The following is a 20,011-nucleotide window of genomic DNA, read 5'->3' on the forward strand; positions in this document are numbered from 1 at the left end:
GGAGGAATTACTCCCACCATTTGCCAGGCCGCTCCGTCGGTTACCAGGGGCTCCGTTATATCTCTTTGAAAATAAGAGGTATACGGATTAAACTGGTTCCGGGAGTAAGCCATGGCTCGGCTGGCACTTCAGTTGCTGCTAGGGTTGTGAAGTATCAGCGCTCCAGCGCGTGTCGTCCTCCATGGAAAGGTCACTGCAAACTCGTATCACCGTTGTTCTGCTGGCACTCTTCACAGCATCCGCGGTGGTGCTTGCAGCCTTCAACTATGTGCAGGAGAGCAGGTTCCAGCAGCCTTACGACGGTGTCGTCTGGGTCGAGGCGCCTGGCGGTCTTCTCGCCCAGCGAGTCATCAAGGACGGTCCCGGGCAGCATGCCGGCATCCGGCAGGGTGATCTGCTGGTCTTAGCCGGGGATGCTTCTACCCCACGCTGGGCTTCTCTCGCACGGCAGATGGTCCGCACCAAGGTCTACGGCTCGCTGAACTATACCGTTCTCCGCCGCGGCATCCGCCTCACCATTCCTGTCATTCTCAATGCCACCGACCGCAGCATGTACCAGGGTCTGCGGCTGATCGCGCTCATCTATCTCGGCATCGGCTTTTATGTGCTCTTCCGCCGCTGGACCGCGCCGCACTCCACCCACTTCTACATCTTCTGCCTGGTGTCGTTTGTCTTCTATTCGTTCAACTACACCGGCAAGCTGAATCAGTTCGACTGGATCATCTACTGGGGCGGCATCCTTGCCAGCTCTCTGCAGCCGGCGCTCTTCGTGCATTTCGCGCTTGCCTTCTCTGACGAACGCCGCGTCCTGCACCGCTGGCTCATCCCGCTCACCTATGTGCCCGCGTGCGTTGTTGTGGGACTGCAGGTGCTGGCCATCACCCAGTGGTCCGCCACCGGCATCCTTGCCCATCGCCTTGACCAGACGGCGACCGCCTACCTCGCTGTCTACTATGGGATCGCGGCGACCATCTTTTATGTGCGCTACAAGCGCAGCAAGGTTCCCCTGCGCCGCCAGCAGCTCAAGTGGCTGACGCGCGGCACCCTCGTCGCCATCATCCCCTTCACGCTGCTTTATGTGCTGCCGTTTCTCCTTGATGTCCCCACGCCGGACTTCGTCCGCAACCTGGCAGGCATCTCGCTCATCTTCCTGCCGCTGACATTCAGCTGGGCCATCATCCGCTATCGGCTGATGGACGTCGATCTCATCTTCAAGCGCGGCGTCACCTACACCCTCGCCACCGCCGCCCTGGTCGGCCTCTACTTCGCCTTCGTGGCCGTGGCCGGCGAACTTGTCCATAAGCACCTGCCCAGCGCTGGCGCATGGGGTCTCATCGTCGCCATCATCGTCACTGCGCAGTTGGTCGAGCCGCTCAAGCGCAGCATCCAGGGCCGCGTCGATCGCGTCTTTGACCGCCGCCGCTACGACTACCGCAAGACCCTCATCGAGTTCGGCCGCGGCCTCAACTCACAGACCGAGCTGCGCGCCCTGCTCAACTCCATCGTGGACCGCCTGCCCCGCACGCTCCTCGTCGCGCGCGTAGCCGTCTTCCTCTCCGAGTCGCCCGGCGTCTACCGCCTCGCCGCCGGTCATGGTCTGCCGTCGTCTCTCTACAACGCAGAGGATTTCATCGACCTCGGCTTCCTCGACTTCGACCAGCCCGGCGCCGGTTCGCACATCTTCCTTGAGAACCCGCAGCAGGCGCTTCACCTCAACGAGCGCGAGCGCCGCACCGCCGCCGCCCTTGACCTGAACTACTATCTGCCCTGCAGCATTCAGGAGCGCGGTGCCGAGCGCACCATCGCCGTCATCGGCCTCGGCCGTACCACCGGCGGCGATTTCCTCTCCAGTGAAGACGTGGAGCTGCTCGAGTCCCTCGCCGACTACATCGGCATCGCCATTCAAAACGCGCGCCTCTACGCCAGCCTTGAAGAGAAGATCACCGAATACGAACGCCTCAAGGAGTTCAACGAGAACATAGTCGAGTCGATCAACGTCGGCATCCTCGCCGTCGACCTTGAAGAGCGCATCGAGAGCTGGAACTCGCAGATGGAGGTCATGTACGCGCTGCCCCGCGTCCAGGCCGTCGGCCAGCATCTCTCCGTTATCTTTCCTGAGAGCCTCATGGCCGAGTTCCGCCGCGTCAAGGACGAGCCCGGCGTGCACAATCTCTACAAGTTCCGCCTGGAGATGCTCAACCGTGAAAAGCGCATGGTCAACATCGCCATCGCGCCCCTGGTCTCCCGCGAATTCAAAACCGTCGGTCGCATTCTCCTCATCGACGACATCACCGGCCGCACCGAGCTTGAGGCGCAGCTCGCGCAGGCAGAGAAGCTCTCCTCGATAGGGCTGCTCGCCGCCGGCGTTGCCCATGAGGTCAACACCCCGCTCGCCGTCATCTCCTCTTACACGCAGATGCTCACCAAGCAGGCGCGCGGCGATGAGAAGCTCTCTCCGCTGCTGGAGAAGATCACCCAGCAGACCTTCCGCGCCTCTGAGATCGTCAACGGTCTGCTCAACTTCTCCCGTACCAGCACCACCGAGTTCCGCGAGACCGACCTCAACGCCATCATCCGCGACACCCTCACGCTCATCGAGCACCAGTTCAAGACCGCCCAGGTGGCCATCGAGCCCGCGCTCGCCCAGGACCTTCCGCTGATTCTCGGCAACACCGGCAAGCTGCAGCAGGTCTTCCTCAACCTCTTCCTCAACGCCAAGGATGCGATGAACAGCGGAGGCACGCTCCGCATCACCACCGCGGTCAACGGCCACGTCAGCGTTTCCATCACTGACACCGGCGCCGGCATCGCGCCCGAGCACCTGCAGCGCATCTACGATCCGTTCTTCACCACTAAGGCCAGCCCTCAGGAAGGGCAGCGCCGTGGCACCGGCCTCGGTCTAGCCGTCAGCTACGGCATCATCCAGGAACACGCCGGCAAAATCCGTGTAGAGAGCCAGGTCGGCGCCGGCACCACCTTTCACCTTGAATTCCCCATGTTAAGGAAACCCGCGCATGTCTGAAGCCCCCGTGGCCGTCCCAAGCGGCGTCTCCCAGCTCCCCGTACAGGAAGTGCAGTACCGCATCCTCATCATTGATGACGAGGCTGCCATCCGTGAGTCGCTCGAAACCCTCCTCGTGCTCGAAGGCTACGCCGTCGAAATGGCGATCAATGGCGAGGCCGGTCTCGTCCGCATCGAGCAGCAGAACTACGATCTTGTTCTTCTCGATCTCGCCCTGCCCGGCAGGAGCGGTCTTGAACTGCTGCCGCTCATCCGCGAGCGCCAGCCCGATCTGCCCGTCATCATGATCACCGCCTACGGCAAGGTGGAGAATGTCGTCGACGCCATCCGCGCCGGCGCACAAAACTTCGTCCAGAAGCCCTGGGACAACGAAAAGCTCCTCGCCGATATCCGCGCCGCCATCGCCCGCCGCCACGCCGAGGAAGAGAACGTCCAGTTGAAGCGCGCCCTCAAGCAGCGCTACAACTTCTCAAACATCATCGGCAAGAGCGAGCTGATGCTCCGCATCTTCGACCTCGTGGCCCAGGTGGCTCCCAGCCGCTCCACCGTCCTCATCCAGGGTGAGAGTGGAACCGGCAAGGAGCTCATCGCCAAGGCCCTCCACGCCAACTCGCCCCGCCGCGACAAGCCCTTCATCCCCGTGAACACCGGCGCCGTCCCCACTGACCTCTTGGAGTCGACACTCTTCGGCCACACCAAGGGAGCCTTCACCTCCGCCATCGCCGCGAAAAAGGGCTACTTCGAGCTTGCCAACGGCGGCACCCTCTTCCTCGATGAAATCGGCACGATGAGCATGGACACCCAGGCCAAGATCCTCCGCGTGCTTCAGGACCGCCGCTTCATGCAGCTCGGCGGAGTCGCCGAGATCCAGGTCGATGTCCGCATCGTCACCGCCACCAACGTCGATCTCCGCCAGGCCGTCAGGGAAGGGAAGTTCCGCGAGGATCTTTACTACCGCCTCAACGTCATCACCGTCGATCTTCCGCCGCTGCGCGCCCGTCGTGAAGATATCCCGCTGCTCGCCGCTCACTTCCTCAAGCGCTACAGCGAGGAGAACGACCTCCCGTTGCGCGTCCTCGGTCCCGAGGCGCTCCGTGCCCTCGTCGAGTACGACTGGCCGGGTAATGTGCGCGAGCTTGAGAATGTGATCGAGCGCAGCGTCGTGCTCTCTTCCACGCCGCATGTCGGCATCGAGCTGCTCCCCGGCCATCTCACCGGCCGCAACTACTCCTCCAGCCTCCTCGAACACAACCCCGAGGCTTCGCTCTTTGAAATCCTCGAGAACATCGAGCGGCGCATCATCGTCGACAAGCTGGAGCGCTGCAACTGGAACCAGACCGAGGCCGCCGAGCAGTTCCGCATCCCGCTCTCGACCCTCAACCAGAAGATCAAGCGCCTCAATGTAGAGATACGCAAGCGGATCAAGGAGAGCTGACCCCGGTCCGCCTGCTCATTTTTTTTTGAAAGTTCCAATAGACGATGTTTGTGAAAACGGGTACATTGTCCAAGGACGAAGCAAGCTACTCCTGCCTTCGGCCCATTGCCAGACGCTCGCGCAACCGCTAAAGTGACCAGCGAACCTCCAGAAAGGAACCACAAAGCCCCGTGAACCTGACCACCATCGACTGGGTCATCATGCTGTTGTACTTCGTCTTTGTGCTGGGCATCGGCTTTGCCCTCAAGCGCTTCATGCGCACCAGCAAGGACTTCTTCCAGGCCGGCCGTTCGCTGCCCGCGTGGATCTGCGGGCTGGCCTTCATCTCCGCCAACCTCGGTGCGCAGGAAGTCATCGGCATGGGCGCTTCCGGCGCCAAGTACGGCATCGCCACCAGCCACTTCTACTGGATCGGCGCCATCCCCGCGATGATCTTCGTTGGCGTCTTCATGATGCCGTTCTACTACGGCTCCAAGGCGCGCTCCGTTCCCGAGTTTCTGCGTCTGCGCTTTGATGAGAAGACCCGCGCCTACAACGCCTGTTCCTTCGCGGTCATGACGGTCTTCTCCTCCGGCATCTCCATGTACGCCATGGCGCGGCTCATCCAGACGCTCCACGTCTTCGACTCCGCGTTCGTCTACTTCCACCTGCCCCTCGGGTGGATCTTTCACTTCTCGATTCTTCTCTCCGCCCTCATCGTTCTCGGCTACATCTTTCTAGGCGGCCTCACCAGCGCCATCTATAACGAAGTCCTCCAGTTCTTCCTCATCGTTGCCGGCTTCGCGCCGCTCGTCTGGGTCGGCCTTCGCAACGTCGGCGGCTGGAACGGCCTCAAGGCCTCGCTGCCCGTGGCCTACACCCACTCCTGGCGCGGCATGACCAACCCTCACCACAATCCTCTCGGTGTCGAGTGGTTTGGCCTCAGCTTCGGCCTCGCCTTCGTGCTCTCCTTCGGCTACTGGTGCACCGACTTCCTCGTCATTCAGACGGCCATGGCCTCTGACTCAGAGGAGTCCGCGCGTCGCGTGCCGCTCATCGCCGCCATTCCGAAGATGTTCTTCCCCTTCCTCGTCATCCTGCCCGGCCTCATCGCGATTGCCACGCCCGCGCTGACCGCCCACGCCATGGCCCGGACCGCCATGCACGGCTCCGCAGCCGCTGGCGCCGCCAATGACCCGGCAAAGTACGGCAAGGGACTCATCCCCGCCAAGGTGGATCCGGTCAGCGGAAAGATCATGACCGATGAGCGCGGCCAGCCGCTGCTCGACTACGACCTCGCCATCCCCAACATGCTGCTCTACTATTTCCCGACCGGCATCCTTGGCCTCGGCCTCACGGCTCTCCTCGCGAGCTTCATGTCCGGCATGGCAGGCAACGTCACCGCCTTCAACACTGTCTGGACCTACGATCTCTACCAGTCCTACATCCACAAGAACGCCAGCGACGCCCACTACCTCAGGATGGGCCGCTGGGCTACCGTCGGCGGCATCCTGCTCTCCATGGCCACCGCCTATGCCGCCATGGGCTTCAACAACATCATGGACACCCTGCAGCTGGTCTTCTCGTTCGTGAATGCGCCGCTCTTCGCGACCTTCCTGCTCGGCATGTTCTGGAAGCGCACCACCGGTCACGGAGCCTTTACGGGCCTCGTCAGCGGCACACTGGCCGCTATCGTTCACCACGGTCTCACGCTGCCTACCGACGCGCATCCCGGCATGCATGGCGGCTGGATCGCGGTTGTCCATCTTTATCCCAGCGAGATGGCGCAGAATTTCTGGACCGCCATCTGGGCCTTCTCCGTCAACTTCATCGTCACAGTGGTCATCAGCCTCATGACCAAGCCGCGCGAGGAGAGTGAACTCGTCGGCCTCGTCTACTCGCTCACGCCCAAACCGGTCGAGCACCACATGGCCTGGTACGCGCGTCCCAAGGTCATCGCCGTCGGCCTCATCGCGATGCTTGTAGCGCTCAACCTGATCTTCAAATAGGAGCCCGTTTCCATGAACCTCGACCTTCGCATCCCCATGGGCCTGCTCTTCCTGATCGTCGGCGCCATCCTTACCGTCTTCGGCGCGCTCACTCGCGGCAGCGCCATCTACGTCCACTCCAACGGACTGGACATCAACCTCATCTGGGGTCTGGTCATGTTCGTCTTCGGCGCGATCATGTTTTTCCTGGGCCGCGCCGGCGACAAGCGCGCCAAGGGCAAGCCCGTCGAGGGAACGAACCAGCCCCTCAGGGGCGGCCACGGCCATCACTAAACCTGGAATGCCACGCTGAAAAGCAAACAGGGAAGGCCGTCTCTTGTCTCGAGACGGCCTTCCCTGCGTTTTTTATCCGTGCCGGTTTGCCTTAAGCCTTCAGCGCTTCACCCTGGCAGCTGGGATGGCTGCATTGGCAGGTAATCTCCGTCACATGCTTTGCGTCCTCGCACCACTCGCTGCAATACTTCTTTCCGGTTACCTGACAATTGCAGGCTGCGTGTGCGCACTTCTTTGTATCCGCCATTCGAATCTCTCCTTGCCGGCTGAATATCTTCCTCACCGGCGCCGATAGGTAGGATGCACGAATAGCCCTCGTGCGCCGCTCTGCTTTTCAACAAGCGGCAAACGGTAAACTGAGAGCAGCATGAAACATCGCATCATTGAGCACTATGAACTCACCCGGCGTCTCGGCGCGGGCGGCAGCGGGGTCGTCTATCTGGCCAACGACACCCGCTTGATGAGGCCCGTAGTGCTCAAGATTCTCAAGCGCGGCTCCCTCACACTCGAGCAGATGCGCACCACCGTGCTCCGCGAAGCCCGCATGGCCTCGGCCATCGAGCACCCCAACGTCTGCGCCATCTACGAGGTGGGGGAAGAAGGCGAAGAGGCCTTCATCGTCATGCAATATGTCCCCGGCCAGTCTCTCGACAAGCTCATCGCCCGCGGGCCTGCCAGCGTGCAGCTCGTGCTCTCGGTGGGCATCCAGATCGCCGATGGACTCAGCGCCGCGCACTCCCTCGGCATCTTTCACCGTGATCTCAAGCCCGCCAACGTCATGCTCACCGACGGAGGTCTCGCCAAGATCCTCGACTTCGGCCTCGCCCGCCGTCTCACTCCCGAGGAAGCCGAGTTCGACCCCGCGAAGACCGCCCCGCGTAAGCCCGGTCCCGTCGCTGCCACATACACCGCGCGCGGCGGCACCATCGCCTACATGGCCCCCGAGCAGTTCGTCACCGGCCAGAGCAGCGTGCAGAGCGATCTCTGGGCGCTCGGCGTCATCCTCTACGAGCTCGTCAGCGGCCGCCATCCCTTCGCCCGCCCCGATGCCGATGAGTTTCAGAGCATCCGCGCCATCCAGTTCGTCGATCCGCCCTCACTCAGCGAGTGCTGCGCCCACGTGCCCCCGGAGTTGTCCAGCGTTATCCTCTGCTGCCTGCAGAAGACCCCCGCCGAGCGCACCTCCAGCGCCGCCGAGGTTCGCGAGTCGCTCAAGACCGTCATGAAGGCGCTTCAGCTTGAGACTGGCATCATCCCCGGCGAGGCCGCCGCCAATCTCCCCGTCTCCAGCGCCGAAAGCGAAAAGCGCACCACCGGCCTGCTCTCCATGCTTGCCGAGCGTTTCCGCGAATCCGCCGACACGCAGCTGCGCCAGAACACGGTCCTCGTGCTGCCCTTCAAAAACTTCGGCGCCGCCGACGTCCCGCTGCTCTACGGCTCCGCCCTGGCCGATGCCATCGCCGCGCGCCTGGCCCGCATGCCGTCGCTCATTGTCCGTCCGTCCAGCGCGCTTATGCACCTTCCCCTGGCGCAGATGGACCCCCTCGCCGTCGGGCAAAAGCTCCTCGCGCAATGGGTGCTCACCGGCAACTTCCTGCGCTCTGAGAAGGGCTTCGATCTCAACTGGCAGCTCCTTGACGTCTCCCGCCAGAGCGTCAAGACAGGCGGCGCCATCAACGTTGCGTCCTTCGATCTCGTAGCCGTCCAGACCGAGATATGCAATGAGGTCTTCGCCTCCCTGCAGGGTGGCCGGCAGCTCCAGAACCAGCCCGAGCGCAACCATGGCAGCAACGGGGTCCGCAGCGCTCCGCTCGGCGAGGCCGTCTCCGAGGACTATCTGCAGGCCCGCGCCATGCTCTCGTCCTTCATGCAGCGCACCGGCAGCCGCAGCGATCTCGACCGCGCCCGGGAGCTCTTCGAGCGCGTTACCCAGCAGGATGCATCCTTTGCCGCAGCCTGGAGCGGCCTCGGCATCACCCACCTCCAGTACACGCGTCACGGCTTCGGCGGACACATGCACGTCCTCGCCGCGCGCCGCGCCTTCGACCAGGCTCTCGATCTCGATCCCGGCTCCGCCGAGGCCAACCTCTACCGCATCTACATGCTGCTTTCCCGCGGAGAAAAGGAGAGCGCCCGCCACGGCATCGAACACCTTCTGCGTACCGCCGGCAATGACTGGAATGTTCACATGGTCACCGGCATCACGCTCCGCCTCGACGGCATGTACGAGCAGGCCCTCGAACACTTCAACCAGTCGCTCCGGCTCAATCCTTCCAACGCGCCCATCATCTACAACCACCGCGCCCGCGTCTATCAGTATCAGAACCAGCTCGAGCTAGCCGCCGACGAATTGCAGAAGGGGCTCACCCTTGAGCCCAGGCACCCGCTCCTGCGCACCTCGCTCGCCTATCAGCACATGCGTCAGGGGGAACTGCGTCAGGCCATCGGCATGCTCGAGAATGTCATCCGCGACGACGACAGCATGCGCATCGCCTATCCCACTCTCGCCATGTGCTACGTGCAGGTCGGCGAACGCGCCCGCGGCGCCGCGCTGATTGAGGAAGATTCGCTCGCCGCAGCCGAAGCCGACAGCGAGATGGCCTATCGCCTCGCCACCTATTTCGCCGTCGAGGGCGACGAGAGCGAGGCTCTCCACTGGCTGCGCCGCGCCATCTATCTCGGCAATGAAAACTATCCCTGGTTCGCGAAGAATCCCGCCTGGAACCGTCTTCACGAACACGCCGACTTCGACCGCATCCTTGAAGACCTCAAGAAGAGCTACCGCCGCAATCAGAAGAACTGGAAGCGCCTGCTGGAGCAGGTTCCCAAGGCATAGCCAGCCCCGGCAGTCACTCCGCACCCATGTGCGCCTGCATCTCCTCCACCGAGACGTCCTTCACATGCGTGGAGAGGAACCAGTGGTAGCCGAAGGGATCGAGCACTCCTGCCATTCGGTCGCCATAGAACTGGTCCGCCGGCTCACGAACGCTCGTCGCGCCTGCGGCCAGGGCACGGTTGTACGCGCCGTCGCAGTCTTCGACGTAGCACATCAGGCTTACGCTTGAGCCGCCGTAGTGTTTCGGGCTATACGCATCCATCTCGGGAGACTCGTCAGCCATCATCACCACCGACCCGTCGATCTCGATCTCGGCATGGGCAATGCGCCCATCCTTCTGCGCCATCCGCATCCGCTCGTTCGCTCCGAAAGCCTTCTTGTAAAACTCGATAGCCTCTCCCGCGCCGCGAACGACCAGATAGGGCTGAACAGTGTGATACCCGCTGGGAACAAACGGAACTGCAGCCATAGGTCTACCCTCCTTCATGCAAGGTAGTATGCTACGGCTGCACAAAAATGTCTGTTTATAGAAAATCTCAGGAAATTAACAACTGTAGTGGAGAATGCCGGATCGTCAATCCTTAGGCACCACTCCCGCGCGCGAGGCGACGATACACGGCGTGAGAACCAGGGCAATGAAAATAAGACCTACAGCAAGATCGTGCATGGAAGCCAACCTTATTCGTAGTTAATTCCCAAGGTGCGAGCGCAGCCCTTTCCCGGCAGGAAAATCGTAGAAACGCGGTGCACAGCGCACCGGGCTGCATATGCTCACACACTAAGAACGAATTAGCTGCGCATTTAGTTGCATAAGTCTCAAAAACTTAAGTAATGCAACTCTCGAAGAATAAACGCGTAATCCGTTGCAATTTCCTTCAGGTAGTCGTACCGCCCTGAGGCCCCGCCGTGTCCGGCCGTCATGTTCGTATGCAGCAGCAGAACATGTCCGTCCGTCTTCAGCGTTCGCAGCTTCGCGACATACTTCGCCGGCTCCCAGTACATCACCTGGCTGTCGTACAGCGACGTCTTGATCAGCATCGCCGGATACGCCTTCGCCTCGATGTTGTCATAGGGCGAGTAGCTCAGCATGTACTCGAACGCCTCCCTCTCATTCGGATTGCCCCACTCCTCATATTCCGGCACCGTCAGGGGCAGAGAAGCGTCCAGCATCGTATTCATCACATCCACGAACGGCACATGGGAGACCACGGCCCGGTAGAGATCCGGCCGCATATTCACCACCGCGCCCATCAGCAGCCCGCCCGCGCTGCCGCCTTCGATCGCCACGCGCTCCGGATCGCCATAGCCCTTCTCGATCAGTTGCTCGGTCACGGCGATAAAGTCGGTGAAGGTATTCCGCTTCACCATCAGCCGCCCCGCATCGTGCCACGGCTTGCCCAGGTCGCCTCCGCCGCGTATGTGCGCATACGCCATCACAAAGCCGCGATCGAGCAGGCTCAGCCGGTTCGGGTTGAATCCGATCGGCAGCGCATAGCCATACGATCCGTAGCCGTAGATGTAGAGCGGATTCTTTCCCTCCTCGCGCATGTCCTTGCGATACACCAGCGACACCGGCACCTCGACGCCGTCCTCTGCCCGCGCCATCAGCCGCTCTGAGGCATAGAGCTCGCGGTCAAAGCCCCCCGGCACTTCGAGCTGCTTCAGCAGCGTTTCTTCGCCCGTCGCAAGGTCGTATTCGTAGACCGAGCTCGGCGTCACAAACGACTGATAGGCATACCGGAACTTGTCCGTATCGAAAACCCGGTTGATGTGCGGGTGGGCGCTGTACACCGGCTCGGGAAAGATCACCTCCCGCGAATCCAGCGTCTCCGCGCCTTCCCCGGCAAAGCGGCAGACGCGCAGGTGCTGCAGCCCATCGCGCCGTTCGCACGCCACGTAGAACCGCGCAAAGAGGTCCACATCTTCGAGCATCACATCGTCGCGATGCGGCAGCATCTCCCGCCAGTGCTCGCGTCCCGGCGAAGAGACTGGCGCCGTCACCAGCCGGAAATTCCGCCCTGCATCGTTCACGCGGATATAGAACTGCCCGTTGCGATGATCCGCATAATATTCAATCTCGTCGCGCCGGGGCTCGATCAGCGTAAACTCGCCCCCCGGCGCATCCGCCGGCAGGAAGCGCTCTTCGCTGGTCGTGTGGCTCGCGCTCTCGAGCACCACATACTTCCGGTCGCGCGTTCTTCCTGCGCCGATGTTGAAGCGTTCGTCGGCTTCTTCATAGATCAGCACATCCTCGCTGTGCGGCGTCCCCAGCCTGTGCCGATACAGCTGGAACTGGCGCTTCTGTTCCTCGTCCTCGACCGTGTAGAAGATGGTCTCTCCATCCGCCGCCCAGGTCACTGACCCCACTCGCTCCACGCGCTCCGCCAGCAGCTTGCCCGTTCGCAGGTCCTTCACCTGCAGCGTGTACTGGCGAAATCCGCGGTTGTCCACCGAGTAGGCCAGCATCGCCCCGTCATCCGACACGGTGAAGGCGCCGATCGCCATGAACGACTCATCCCGCGCCAGCTCGTTGACGTCCAGCACCATCTCCTCTGCCGCATCGAGCGAGCCGCGCTTGCGGCAATAGACGGGATACTGCAGCCCCTCAGCCGTCCGCGAATAGTACCAGTAGCCGCCCTCGCGAAACGGCACTGAGATATCCGTTTCCTTGATATGGCTCAGCATCTCGCTATACAGCGTCTTTGCCAGGTCGTGCGTCGGTTCCATCGCCTCGCCGCAATACGCATTTTCCGCTTCGAGATATTCGACGACTTCCGGGTTGGTCCTCTCCCGGAGCCATGCGTAGTCGTCGATCAGGGTATGACCGTGAAGTGTCGTGGTCTTGCGCTCCGCGCGCGCTTTTGGAGGGGTCATTGCTGCCGATGTGCTCATAAGGTTTCAGAATAGCCCGTCGTCTCAAAACCTGCAGACGCTTACCTTGTCTGATGCACCGACCGCTTATCGCAGAACTAATTGTTCCTGCTCATTGAAAATTCGTCGCGTCACCATCTGGCTCGCCACATAGCAGGTCAGCGCCGCCGCAGAGAAGATCACCGACAGCACCACAAACTGGTACAGCGCCGCATACACCGGCGAGGCTCCTGACAGCACCATTCCAGCCATGATCCCCGGTATCCACACAATCCCCAGCGACCGGATATTGTCCATCGACGGAATCAGGCTCGCCCTGAAGGCTGCCCTCAGATACGGCAGCAGCGCCGTCTCCGATGCTGCGCCCAGCGCCAGCGCCGACTCGATCTCCCCCGTATGCGAAGAGACCTCGCCGCGCAGCCGGTCCAGGAAGAGCGACTGCGTATTCATCGTGTTGGCAATTACCATGCTGCCCACCGGCACCAGCATCGTGATCTTCAGCGGAATCACGCCGAACACGATCATCACCGCCAGCACCGCGCCTGCGCCGCATGCGATTGCCGTCAGCGCCAGCAGGTAGGCTCGCGGAATCCCCCGCGCCCGCTTGCGCACGATGCTCGCCGCCGCGAGCATCATCCCCGCCAGCACCAGCAGCGAGGTCCATTGCGGCCCATGCAGCAGAAAGGCCAGCCCCGCGCCCACCGCGACGATCTGCACCACGCCGCGCAGCTGCGCAATCGGCAGCTCGCGGAACAGTCCCGGCGCGCGTCTGCTCGCCAGCAGCATCACGCTCAGCGCCGTCAGTGCCGCCACCACACACTCCGCCAGCCCCAGCGAAAGCTGCGTATGGAAGAAGTGTTCGAGCATCCCGCTCAGGCCCGCGCGGCCTTTGCAGGATGCAGAGGATCCGGCAGCTCGCCGATCAGTCCCCGCGCCTTCAGGTCTTTCTGCAGCTGTTCGATATTGGTGAAGAGAATCGCGTGGATGCCCACCGAGTTCGCCGCCGCGATATTCTCCGGCTTGTCATCCAGAAAGACAGCCTCCTGCGGCGCAACTTCCAGCTTCTCGCAGGTGTGCGTATAGATCGCCGGATCGGGCTTCGCAATTCCCAGCTCGCACGACCACGTGTGATGGTCAAACTCGCGCAGCCAGCCGAACTCCTGCCGCATGTAGCGCAGCAGCTCCTCGCCCATGTTGGAGAGGATCCCCGTCTTCATCCCCGACTCGCGCACCGCTTCCACCCACGCCAGCATGCCCTCGTTCAGTGTGCTCCACATCAGCACATCGTTCTCGATCAGCCGCTCGATCTGCGCCGGGGTAAACTCCAACTCCGCTTCCCGCGAAAAAGTCTCCCAGTAGCTGTTGCCGTTCAGCACGCCCAGGTCGTACTCGTGCCGGTGCCGCCAGTAGTGCTGCTCAAACGCAGCGTGCTCCAGCCCTGTAATCGCCAGCAGGTTGCTGTGCGCCGCCGGCTCCTGTGCCGTGCTCAGGACCATGCCGTAATCGAAAATCACCGCGCGAATCGCCATGAATACCCCTTGGAAAACCTTTGAGGACATCAATCCTCTGCCATCCATTATGCGTGACCCGGCGACCGCCCGGCATGTGAAAAGATGAAGCGTGCATTTCTCCTCCCGCACCGCCTGGAACACGGAAGAGTCCGATCTCGCCCGCGCTCTGCGTCAGCGCCGACTCGCCGGTCTGCCCGTCTACGACCTTACCGCTTCGAACCCCACCCATTGCGGCTTCGCTTATGATCCGCAGGCGCTGCTCGCGCCTCTCGCGACTCCCCAGGCGCTCGATTATGAAGCAGATCCGCGCGGTCTGCCCAGCGCGCGTCAGGCCGTCTGCGGCTACTATCGCGACCACGGAGCAGCCTTAGACCCGCAGCAGCTCTTCCTCACCACCAGCACCAGTGAGGCCTACAGCTTCCTCTTCCGCCTGCTGGCCAATCCCGGCGATCAGGTGCTCATCGCGCAGCCCAGCTATCCGCTCTTTGATTTCCTCGCGGTCCTCGATGACGTCACCCTCGTGCCCTATCCGCTCTTCCATGATCACGGCTGGCATCTTGACCCGTCCTCGCTCCGCGAGCGCATCACTCCGCGCACCCGCGCCATCGCTCTCGTCCATCCCAACAACCCCACCGGCCACTTCCTCAAGCCCTCTGAGCGCGCCGAGCTGGAGGCTATCTGCCGTGAACACTCCCTCGCGCTCATCGTCGATGAAGTCTTCCTCGACTACCCGCTTGAAGCCGCTCCGCAGCCCAGCTTCGCCACTGGCCCGCATCCTGTTCTCACCTTCGTCCTCAGCGGCATCAGCAAGATCGCCGCGCTCCCTCAGATGAAGGCCGCATGGATCGCCGTCTTTGGTCCCCAGTCCCACGAAGCATGCGACCGCCTCGAAGTCATCGCCGATACCTTCCTGTCGATGAACGCCCCCGTCCAGCACGCCCTGCCTCACTGGCTCGCCGGCCGCGCCGCCCTTCAGCAGCAGATCGCCGCACGCACCCGCGCCAACCTTGCAGCCCTCGACCAGCTCCTTGCTGCCCAGACCCTCCTCACCCGCCTCCCGTCGGAGGCAGGCTGGTACGCCACCCTCCGCATCCCGGCTCTTGGCAGCGGAGAGGAAACTGCCCTCGCCATGCTCCAGGCCCACGGAGTCTACGTGCATCCGGGCAGCTTCTTCGGCTTCCGTGGTGAGGGCTGGCTCGTCCTCAGCCTGCTCACTCCCACGCAGGAGTTTGAGCAGGGAATCAGCGCCATCCTCCGCTACTATCGGTAGTCGCGCATCGTTGCAGGAACTTACCCGGGCCCCTGTTCGTACTCAGTGAGGAACAAAGCCTATGGAATCCACTCAGCCCACGCTCAAGCCGCTCCACGCTATCCTCAGGCTCAGTCTGGCCTTCGCCTGCCTCAAGGTCCTCATTCAGGTCCTTGGCAACATCCTCGCGCAGCACGCAGGCTACGGCATCTTCCGCGACGAGCTTTACTACCTCGTCTGCGGTCGCCATCTTGCCTTCGGCTATGTGGATCAGCCGCCGCTCGTCGCCCTTCAGGCACGCATCTCAGAGACGCTCTTCGGTCACGAGCATCTCTGGTCGCTGCGCCTGCTCTCCGCCCTCGCTGGCGGAGCCAAGGTCTTCCTCACGGGCATCCTCGCCTGGGCGCTTGGCGGAGACCGCCGCGCTGCCGCCCTCGCCATGCTCGGCGTGCTGGTCACCGGCGTCTACCTCGGCATCGACGGAATCCTCTCCATGAACTCCTTGGATCCCGTCTTCTGGATGCTCTGCGCGCTGGCCCTCATCCGCATCGTTCAGTCGCAGTCGTCCGCGCAGGTCCGCAACTGGTGGATCGTCTTCGGCGTCAGCGCCGGCCTCGCCTTTCAAAACAAGGATTCCGTAGCCTTCTACCTCATCGCCATGCTGGTTGCGATCCTGTTCACGCCCACCCGCCGCATCCTCGCCAGTCGCTGGTTTGCAGTCTCCGTTCTGCTGATCGTGGCCATCGCCATGCCCAACTTCCTCTGGCAGGTCGCCCACCATTTCCCCACGCTGGAGTGGCTGCACAACGTGCAGGTCAGCGGCAAAAATGTCGATCTCCCCCCGCTCGCCTTCATCAAGGCGCAGCTCATCATGCTCAACCCGCTCACCGCGCTGCTCTGGATCAGCGGCGTAGCGTGGCTCCTTTTCGGCCGCCAGGCAGGGCAGTTCCGCTTTCTCGGCGTCTTCTATCTGGTCTTTCTGCCGTTCATGATCCTGCTCCATGCCAAGGACTACTACCTCGCGCCCGCCTATCCTGTCTTCTTTGCTGCCGGAGCCGTTGCATGGCTCTCCTGGGCCGCTGCGCGCGCCAACTCCCGCCTTCGCCTCGGCGCTATCGCCGCCTATGCCGTCCTGCTCATCACCGGCTTCTTTGTCTTCGTCCCGTTTTCAATTCCCGTGCTGCCGCCTCAGCAATTCCTCGCCTATGAGCGCGTTGTCCACTTCGCTCCCGGCGACACCGAAAACCACGCCGCCAGCCCGCTGCCTCAGTTCTACGCCGACATGTTCGGCTGGCAGCAGATGGCTGATGAGATCGCCCGCGTCTACAACTCGCTTCCCGCCGCCGACAAAGCCCGCGCCGGCATCTTCTGCAACAACTATGGCGAAGCCGGCGCAGTCGACATCCTCGGCGCAAAGCATCACCTGCCCCAGGCCATCAGCGGCCATCAGAACTTCTACTTCTGGGGCCCGCGTGGCTACACCGGCGACGTGCTGCTCGTCGTCCAGCGCTCCCGCAGCGATCTCGATCAGGAATTCGCCTCAGTCACCGACATGGCACACGTCGAAAATCCCTACGCCATGCCCTACGAACACGTCCACATCTACCTCTGTCGCGGCCTCCGCAAACCCCTCGCTACCGTATGGCCCGCGGTAAAAAACTGGCATTGACGACAGCCGGGGCACGCTGTTTCAGGTGCCCCATTTCTGCCGCCTGTCCCAAAAGTCCGCCTGCCTCCGCGTCATCTGCGACAATGCAACAACACCCTTCGCGCGGAGACCGCAACTTGCCGACCACAAGCCCGTCCCAGCAGCCCAATCTCCCTCGCGTCCTCAACGCTTCGCACGCCACCGCCATCGTCGTCGGAACCATCATCGGCAGCGGCATCTTTCTCGTCCCCCAGGAGATGATGCGCGCCGTCGGCTCCTCCGGCCTTGTCTATCTGGCCTGGATCGTCGGCGGTCTGCTCTCCCTCTTCGGCGCCATGACCTACGCCGAGCTCGGCGCCATGATGCCCTACGCAGGCGGCGAATACGTCTACCTTCGCGGAGCCTACGGCGACCTCACCGCCTTCCTCTACATGTGGACATGGTTCGCCGTCGCCAAGCCCGCCTCGATCGCCAGCGTCACCACGGGCCTCGCGCGCACTCTCGCCATCTTTCCCGCCTTCTCCTGGCTTGACCGCACCGCCCTCTTCGCCATCACCTGGGCGCAGATCTTCGCCATCGGAGCCACCTGGCTCATCACCGGCCTCAACTACCTCGGCATCAAGAAGGCTGGCGACTTCCAGCTCGTCTTCACCTGGCTCAAAGGCCTGATGATCCTCGTCATCGTCGGCTTCTGCTTCACCTCGCGCCAGGGTTCGCTCTTCAACTTCCAGACCAGCTTCCACGGCGCAACCGGCGGCTTCGGCGGCTTCATGATCGCCATGATCGCCGCCCTCTGGGCCTATGACGGCTGGAACGATCTCAACATGGTTGCCGGAGAAGTGCGTCATCCCCAGCGCAGCCTGCCCCTCGCCCTCATCGGTGGACTCTTCATCGTCGGCGGCCTCTACATGGCCACCAACGCCGCCATCCAGTACATCCTCCCCGCCGCCACCATCGCCGCCTCGCCCCGTCCCGCCGTCGCTGCGCTGGGCATCGTCACCGGCCCCTGGGGAGCGTCGCTTGTCTCGGCGGTCATGGCGCTAAGCATATTTGTAACGCTCAATGGCACAATTATGTCCGGAGCTCGCGTGCCCTTCGCCGCCGCGCGCGATCGCCTCTTCTTCACTCGCATGGCGCACATCCATCCGCGCTTTGAGAGCCCTTCCACCTCGCTCGTCGTGCAGGCCGCGCTCACCACTCTGCTACTGCTCGCCGTGGGCCGCTTTCAGCAGCTCTTCGAACTGGCCATCTTCGCCGAGTGGCTCTTCTACATGGTCACCGCCACCACCGTCTTCGTCTACCGCAGGCGCATGCCCGATCTCGACCGCCCTTACCGCGTCTGGGGCTATCCCGTCCTGCCCGCGCTGTTCGTTCTGGCTGCCGCCGTGCTGCTCTTTTACAGCTATGCTGAGAATTTCCGTAACTCGCTCTTAGGCTCTGCCATCATCCTTCTCGGAGTCCCCTTGTTTGCCGTTATCCGCAAACACTATGCCATCCCACCCGACTGAACCCGTTTCCGTCGTGCCAGACTGTTTCTACTCCCGACGCTCCCTCCAGAGGTGGCCGGGGTAGCCTCGCTTCCTTCTGCCGCACGGCTCGTCCTCTGTGCCGGGGGAAGGGAAGTCGCATCCCGCCCGAGAAAGCACAGCAGCCCGCTCTGCGCTAACCCTTCCAGGGCAGTTCAGTCCAATGACGTAATCAAACTGAAGCCGGGTACATGAATGCGTTGTAATTATGCGGTCATAGTATGGAAATTACGCCACACTAGCTTGTAATCAGGGGTTGCAGACGATGCCAGCAGCGGAACATCTCAAAGTCGAACAAAATGAAGGGGTAAAGCTTTACGCCGACCATGTGAATCCGCAATGGGTCCGCTTGCTTGATCTCCTGGAGATGAACGCTCAGTATACAAACTGCTCTGCAGAGCGTCTCCATACCACCGACGGCCGCACCATCCTCGACTTTCTCTCTGGCTACTGTGTCTACAACGCCGGTCATAATCACCCGTTCATTGTCGAGGCCCTGCGCGACGAGCTCACCCTCAACGCCCCCTCCATGCTCCAGAGCCACGTAGCCACGCTCGCCGGGGAACTGGCCGGCCGTCTCTGTGAAAAGGCTGGTGGCCGCCTCAGCAAGGTCTACTTCTGCAGCTCAGGCAGTGAAGGCGTCGAGACCGCCATCAAGTTCTCCCGGGCCTTCACTGGCCGCGACGGCCTCCTCGCGGCCCGCGGAGCCTTCCACGGCCTCACCTGCGGCGCGCTCGCCCTCATGGATCATCGCTTCTGGTCGGAGGGCTTCGGCCCGCTCATTCCCGGCGTTGAGTTCGTCGACTTCGGCGACCTCTCAGCTCTGGAACGCCAGCTGGCGACTAAAAAATTCGCCGCCCTGATTCTCGAGCCCATGCAGGGCGAGGGCGGCATCCTTATCCCGGAGCAGGATTACCTCGCCAAAGCGCAGGCCCTCTGCCGGAAATATGGAACCCTCTTCGTCCTGGACGAAGTGCAGACCGGCCTGCACCGCACCGGCCGCTTCCTGGCCGCACATCACTACGATCTCGATCCCGATATGGTGATCCTTGCCAAGGCGCTCAGCGGCGGCCTCGTCCCCGTTGGAGCCGTCCTCATGACCGACGGCATTTACGACAGCGTCTACGGATCGCTACGCCGCGCCATCGTCCATACCTCCACTTACAGTGAGAACTCCCTCGCCATGCGCGCCGGCCTGGCCACCCTCGAGGTGCTTGAGAACGAACAGCTTGGCCCCCGCGCTCTGGCCATGGGCGAGGCCTTCCGCGAGCGGCTCCAGGACGCTTTGTCTGAGTTTGAAATGGTCGCCCAGGTCCGCGGCATGGGCTTCTTCACCGGCATAGAATTCCGCAGCCCCCGCTCGCTTGGTCTCAGGCTGTCGTTCGAGGCCTTCCACCGCGTTCACCCGGCGATGTTCGGCCAGATGCTGGTCATGCGTCTTTATCGTGACCACAACATTCTCACCCAGATCTGCGGCAACAATTTCATGGTTCTCAAGGCTGCGCCTCCGCTCAACGCGAGTGAAGAGAGCCTGGATCACTTCGTGCAATCCCTCGCTGCGGTCATGGATGCGGTGCACTCCTCCAAGCGCTTCTGGCAGGATGCCCTGCAGCTTGCTGCTCGGGCCGTTAGGATATAGAAAGAGGACGCTG

Annotated in this window: 13 protein-coding genes; 9 read left to right on the forward strand and 4 right to left on the reverse strand. The window is 62.4% G+C overall.

Annotated features, from left to right (window positions below; genetic code table 11):
• Positions 1-181 precede the first annotated feature (181 nt).
• The 5 genes from C7378_RS04750 to C7378_RS04770 all read left to right on the forward strand — a co-directional run bounded on the left by C7378_RS04750 (position 182) and on the right by C7378_RS04770 (position 9,554).
• Positions 182-3,022: an ATP-binding protein gene (locus C7378_RS04750; protein ID WP_131992392.1), complete on the forward strand. Its 2,841-nt coding sequence runs from the start codon at positions 182-184 to the stop codon at positions 3,020-3,022.
• Positions 3,015-4,457, forward strand: coding sequence for a sigma-54-dependent transcriptional regulator (locus C7378_RS04755; protein WP_131992395.1), 1,443 nt, complete (start codon positions 3,015-3,017; stop codon positions 4,455-4,457). The genes C7378_RS04750 and C7378_RS04755 overlap by 8 nt, the downstream gene beginning before the upstream one ends.
• 170 nt (positions 4,458-4,627) lie before the next feature.
• Positions 4,628-6,445 (forward strand): sodium:solute symporter family protein, encoded by a 1,818-nt coding sequence (locus tag C7378_RS04760; protein WP_207901340.1) that lies wholly within the window; start codon positions 4,628-4,630, stop codon positions 6,443-6,445.
• A gap of 12 nt (positions 6,446-6,457) precedes the next feature.
• A complete protein-coding gene (locus C7378_RS04765; RefSeq protein WP_131992398.1) occupies positions 6,458-6,718 on the forward strand; it encodes a hypothetical protein in 261 nt (86 codons plus the stop codon).
• 367 nt (positions 6,719-7,085) lie between these two features.
• Positions 7,086-9,554 carry a serine/threonine-protein kinase gene (locus tag C7378_RS04770; RefSeq protein WP_131992400.1) on the forward strand — a complete coding sequence of 823 codons (2,469 nt, stop codon included), beginning with the start codon at positions 7,086-7,088 and terminating at the stop codon, positions 9,552-9,554.
• 13 nt (positions 9,555-9,567) lie between these two features.
• Here C7378_RS04770 and C7378_RS04775 read toward each other — a convergent pair whose 3' ends face one another.
• The 4 genes from C7378_RS04775 to C7378_RS04790 form a co-directional block, all read right to left on the reverse strand.
• Positions 9,568-10,023 (reverse strand): VOC family protein, encoded by a 456-nt coding sequence (locus tag C7378_RS04775; protein ID WP_131992403.1) that lies wholly within the window; start codon positions 10,021-10,023, stop codon positions 9,568-9,570.
• A gap of 347 nt (positions 10,024-10,370) precedes the next feature.
• Positions 10,371-12,428 (reverse strand): S9 family peptidase, encoded by a 2,058-nt coding sequence (locus C7378_RS04780; protein ID WP_341539121.1) that lies wholly within the window; start codon positions 12,426-12,428, stop codon positions 10,371-10,373.
• Between the two features lie 84 nt (positions 12,429-12,512).
• Complete coding sequence (locus tag C7378_RS04785) at positions 12,513-13,292, reverse strand: ABC transporter permease (protein ID WP_131992409.1); 780 nt, start codon at positions 13,290-13,292, stop codon at positions 12,513-12,515.
• Positions 13,293-13,297: 5 nt separating this feature from the next.
• Positions 13,298-13,984, reverse strand: a complete 687-nt coding sequence (locus C7378_RS04790) for an HAD family hydrolase (protein WP_243648066.1) — start codon at positions 13,982-13,984, stop codon at positions 13,298-13,300.
• Positions 13,985-14,045: 61 nt separating this feature from the next.
• On the opposite strand from C7378_RS04790, the gene C7378_RS04795 reads away from it, so the two are divergent.
• The 4 genes from C7378_RS04795 (at position 14,046) to C7378_RS04810 (ending at position 19,998) form a co-directional block, all read left to right on the forward strand.
• Positions 14,046-15,206, forward strand: coding sequence for a pyridoxal phosphate-dependent aminotransferase (locus C7378_RS04795; protein ID WP_131992412.1), 1,161 nt, complete (start codon positions 14,046-14,048; stop codon positions 15,204-15,206).
• Positions 15,207-15,267: 61 nt separating this feature from the next.
• Positions 15,268-16,854 carry an ArnT family glycosyltransferase gene (locus tag C7378_RS04800; protein ID WP_131992415.1) on the forward strand — a complete coding sequence of 529 codons (1,587 nt, stop codon included), beginning with the start codon at positions 15,268-15,270 and terminating at the stop codon, positions 16,852-16,854.
• Between the two features lie 116 nt (positions 16,855-16,970).
• Complete coding sequence (locus C7378_RS04805) at positions 16,971-18,341, forward strand: APC family permease (RefSeq protein WP_243648067.1); 1,371 nt, start codon at positions 16,971-16,973, stop codon at positions 18,339-18,341.
• Between the two features lie 283 nt (positions 18,342-18,624).
• Positions 18,625-19,998: an aspartate aminotransferase family protein gene (locus C7378_RS04810; protein ID WP_131992421.1), complete on the forward strand. Its 1,374-nt coding sequence runs from the start codon at positions 18,625-18,627 to the stop codon at positions 19,996-19,998.
• Positions 19,999-20,011 lie beyond the last annotated feature (13 nt).

It is taken from the genome of Acidipila rosea (assembly GCF_004339725.1).
In the GTDB taxonomy this organism is placed as follows: domain Bacteria; phylum Acidobacteriota; class Terriglobia; order Terriglobales; family Acidobacteriaceae; genus Acidipila; species Acidipila rosea.

Excerpts from the sequence above, each read along its gene's own strand:
- C7378_RS04765 (WP_131992398.1), top strand. The coding sequence starts at position 6,458 with ATGAACCTCGACCTTCGCATCCCCATGGGCCTGCTCTTCCTGATCGTC.
- C7378_RS04810 (WP_131992421.1), top strand. The coding sequence starts at position 18,625 with ATGCCAGCAGCGGAACATCTCAAAGTCGAACAAAATGAAGGGGTAAAG.
- C7378_RS04780 (WP_341539121.1), bottom strand. The coding sequence starts at position 12,428 with ATGACCCCTCCAAAAGCGCGCGCGGAGCGCAAGACCACGACACTTCAC.
- C7378_RS04750 (WP_131992392.1), top strand. The coding sequence starts at position 182 with ATGGAAAGGTCACTGCAAACTCGTATCACCGTTGTTCTGCTGGCACTC.
- C7378_RS04800 (WP_131992415.1), top strand. The coding sequence starts at position 15,268 with ATGGAATCCACTCAGCCCACGCTCAAGCCGCTCCACGCTATCCTCAGG.
- C7378_RS04755 (WP_131992395.1), top strand. The coding sequence starts at position 3,015 with ATGTCTGAAGCCCCCGTGGCCGTCCCAAGCGGCGTCTCCCAGCTCCCC.
- C7378_RS04770 (WP_131992400.1), top strand. The coding sequence starts at position 7,086 with ATGAAACATCGCATCATTGAGCACTATGAACTCACCCGGCGTCTCGGC.
- C7378_RS04790 (WP_243648066.1), bottom strand. The coding sequence starts at position 13,984 with ATGTCCTCAAAGGTTTTCCAAGGGGTATTCATGGCGATTCGCGCGGTG.
- C7378_RS04775 (WP_131992403.1), bottom strand. The coding sequence starts at position 10,023 with ATGGCTGCAGTTCCGTTTGTTCCCAGCGGGTATCACACTGTTCAGCCC.
- C7378_RS04785 (WP_131992409.1), bottom strand. The coding sequence starts at position 13,292 with ATGCTCGAACACTTCTTCCATACGCAGCTTTCGCTGGGGCTGGCGGAG.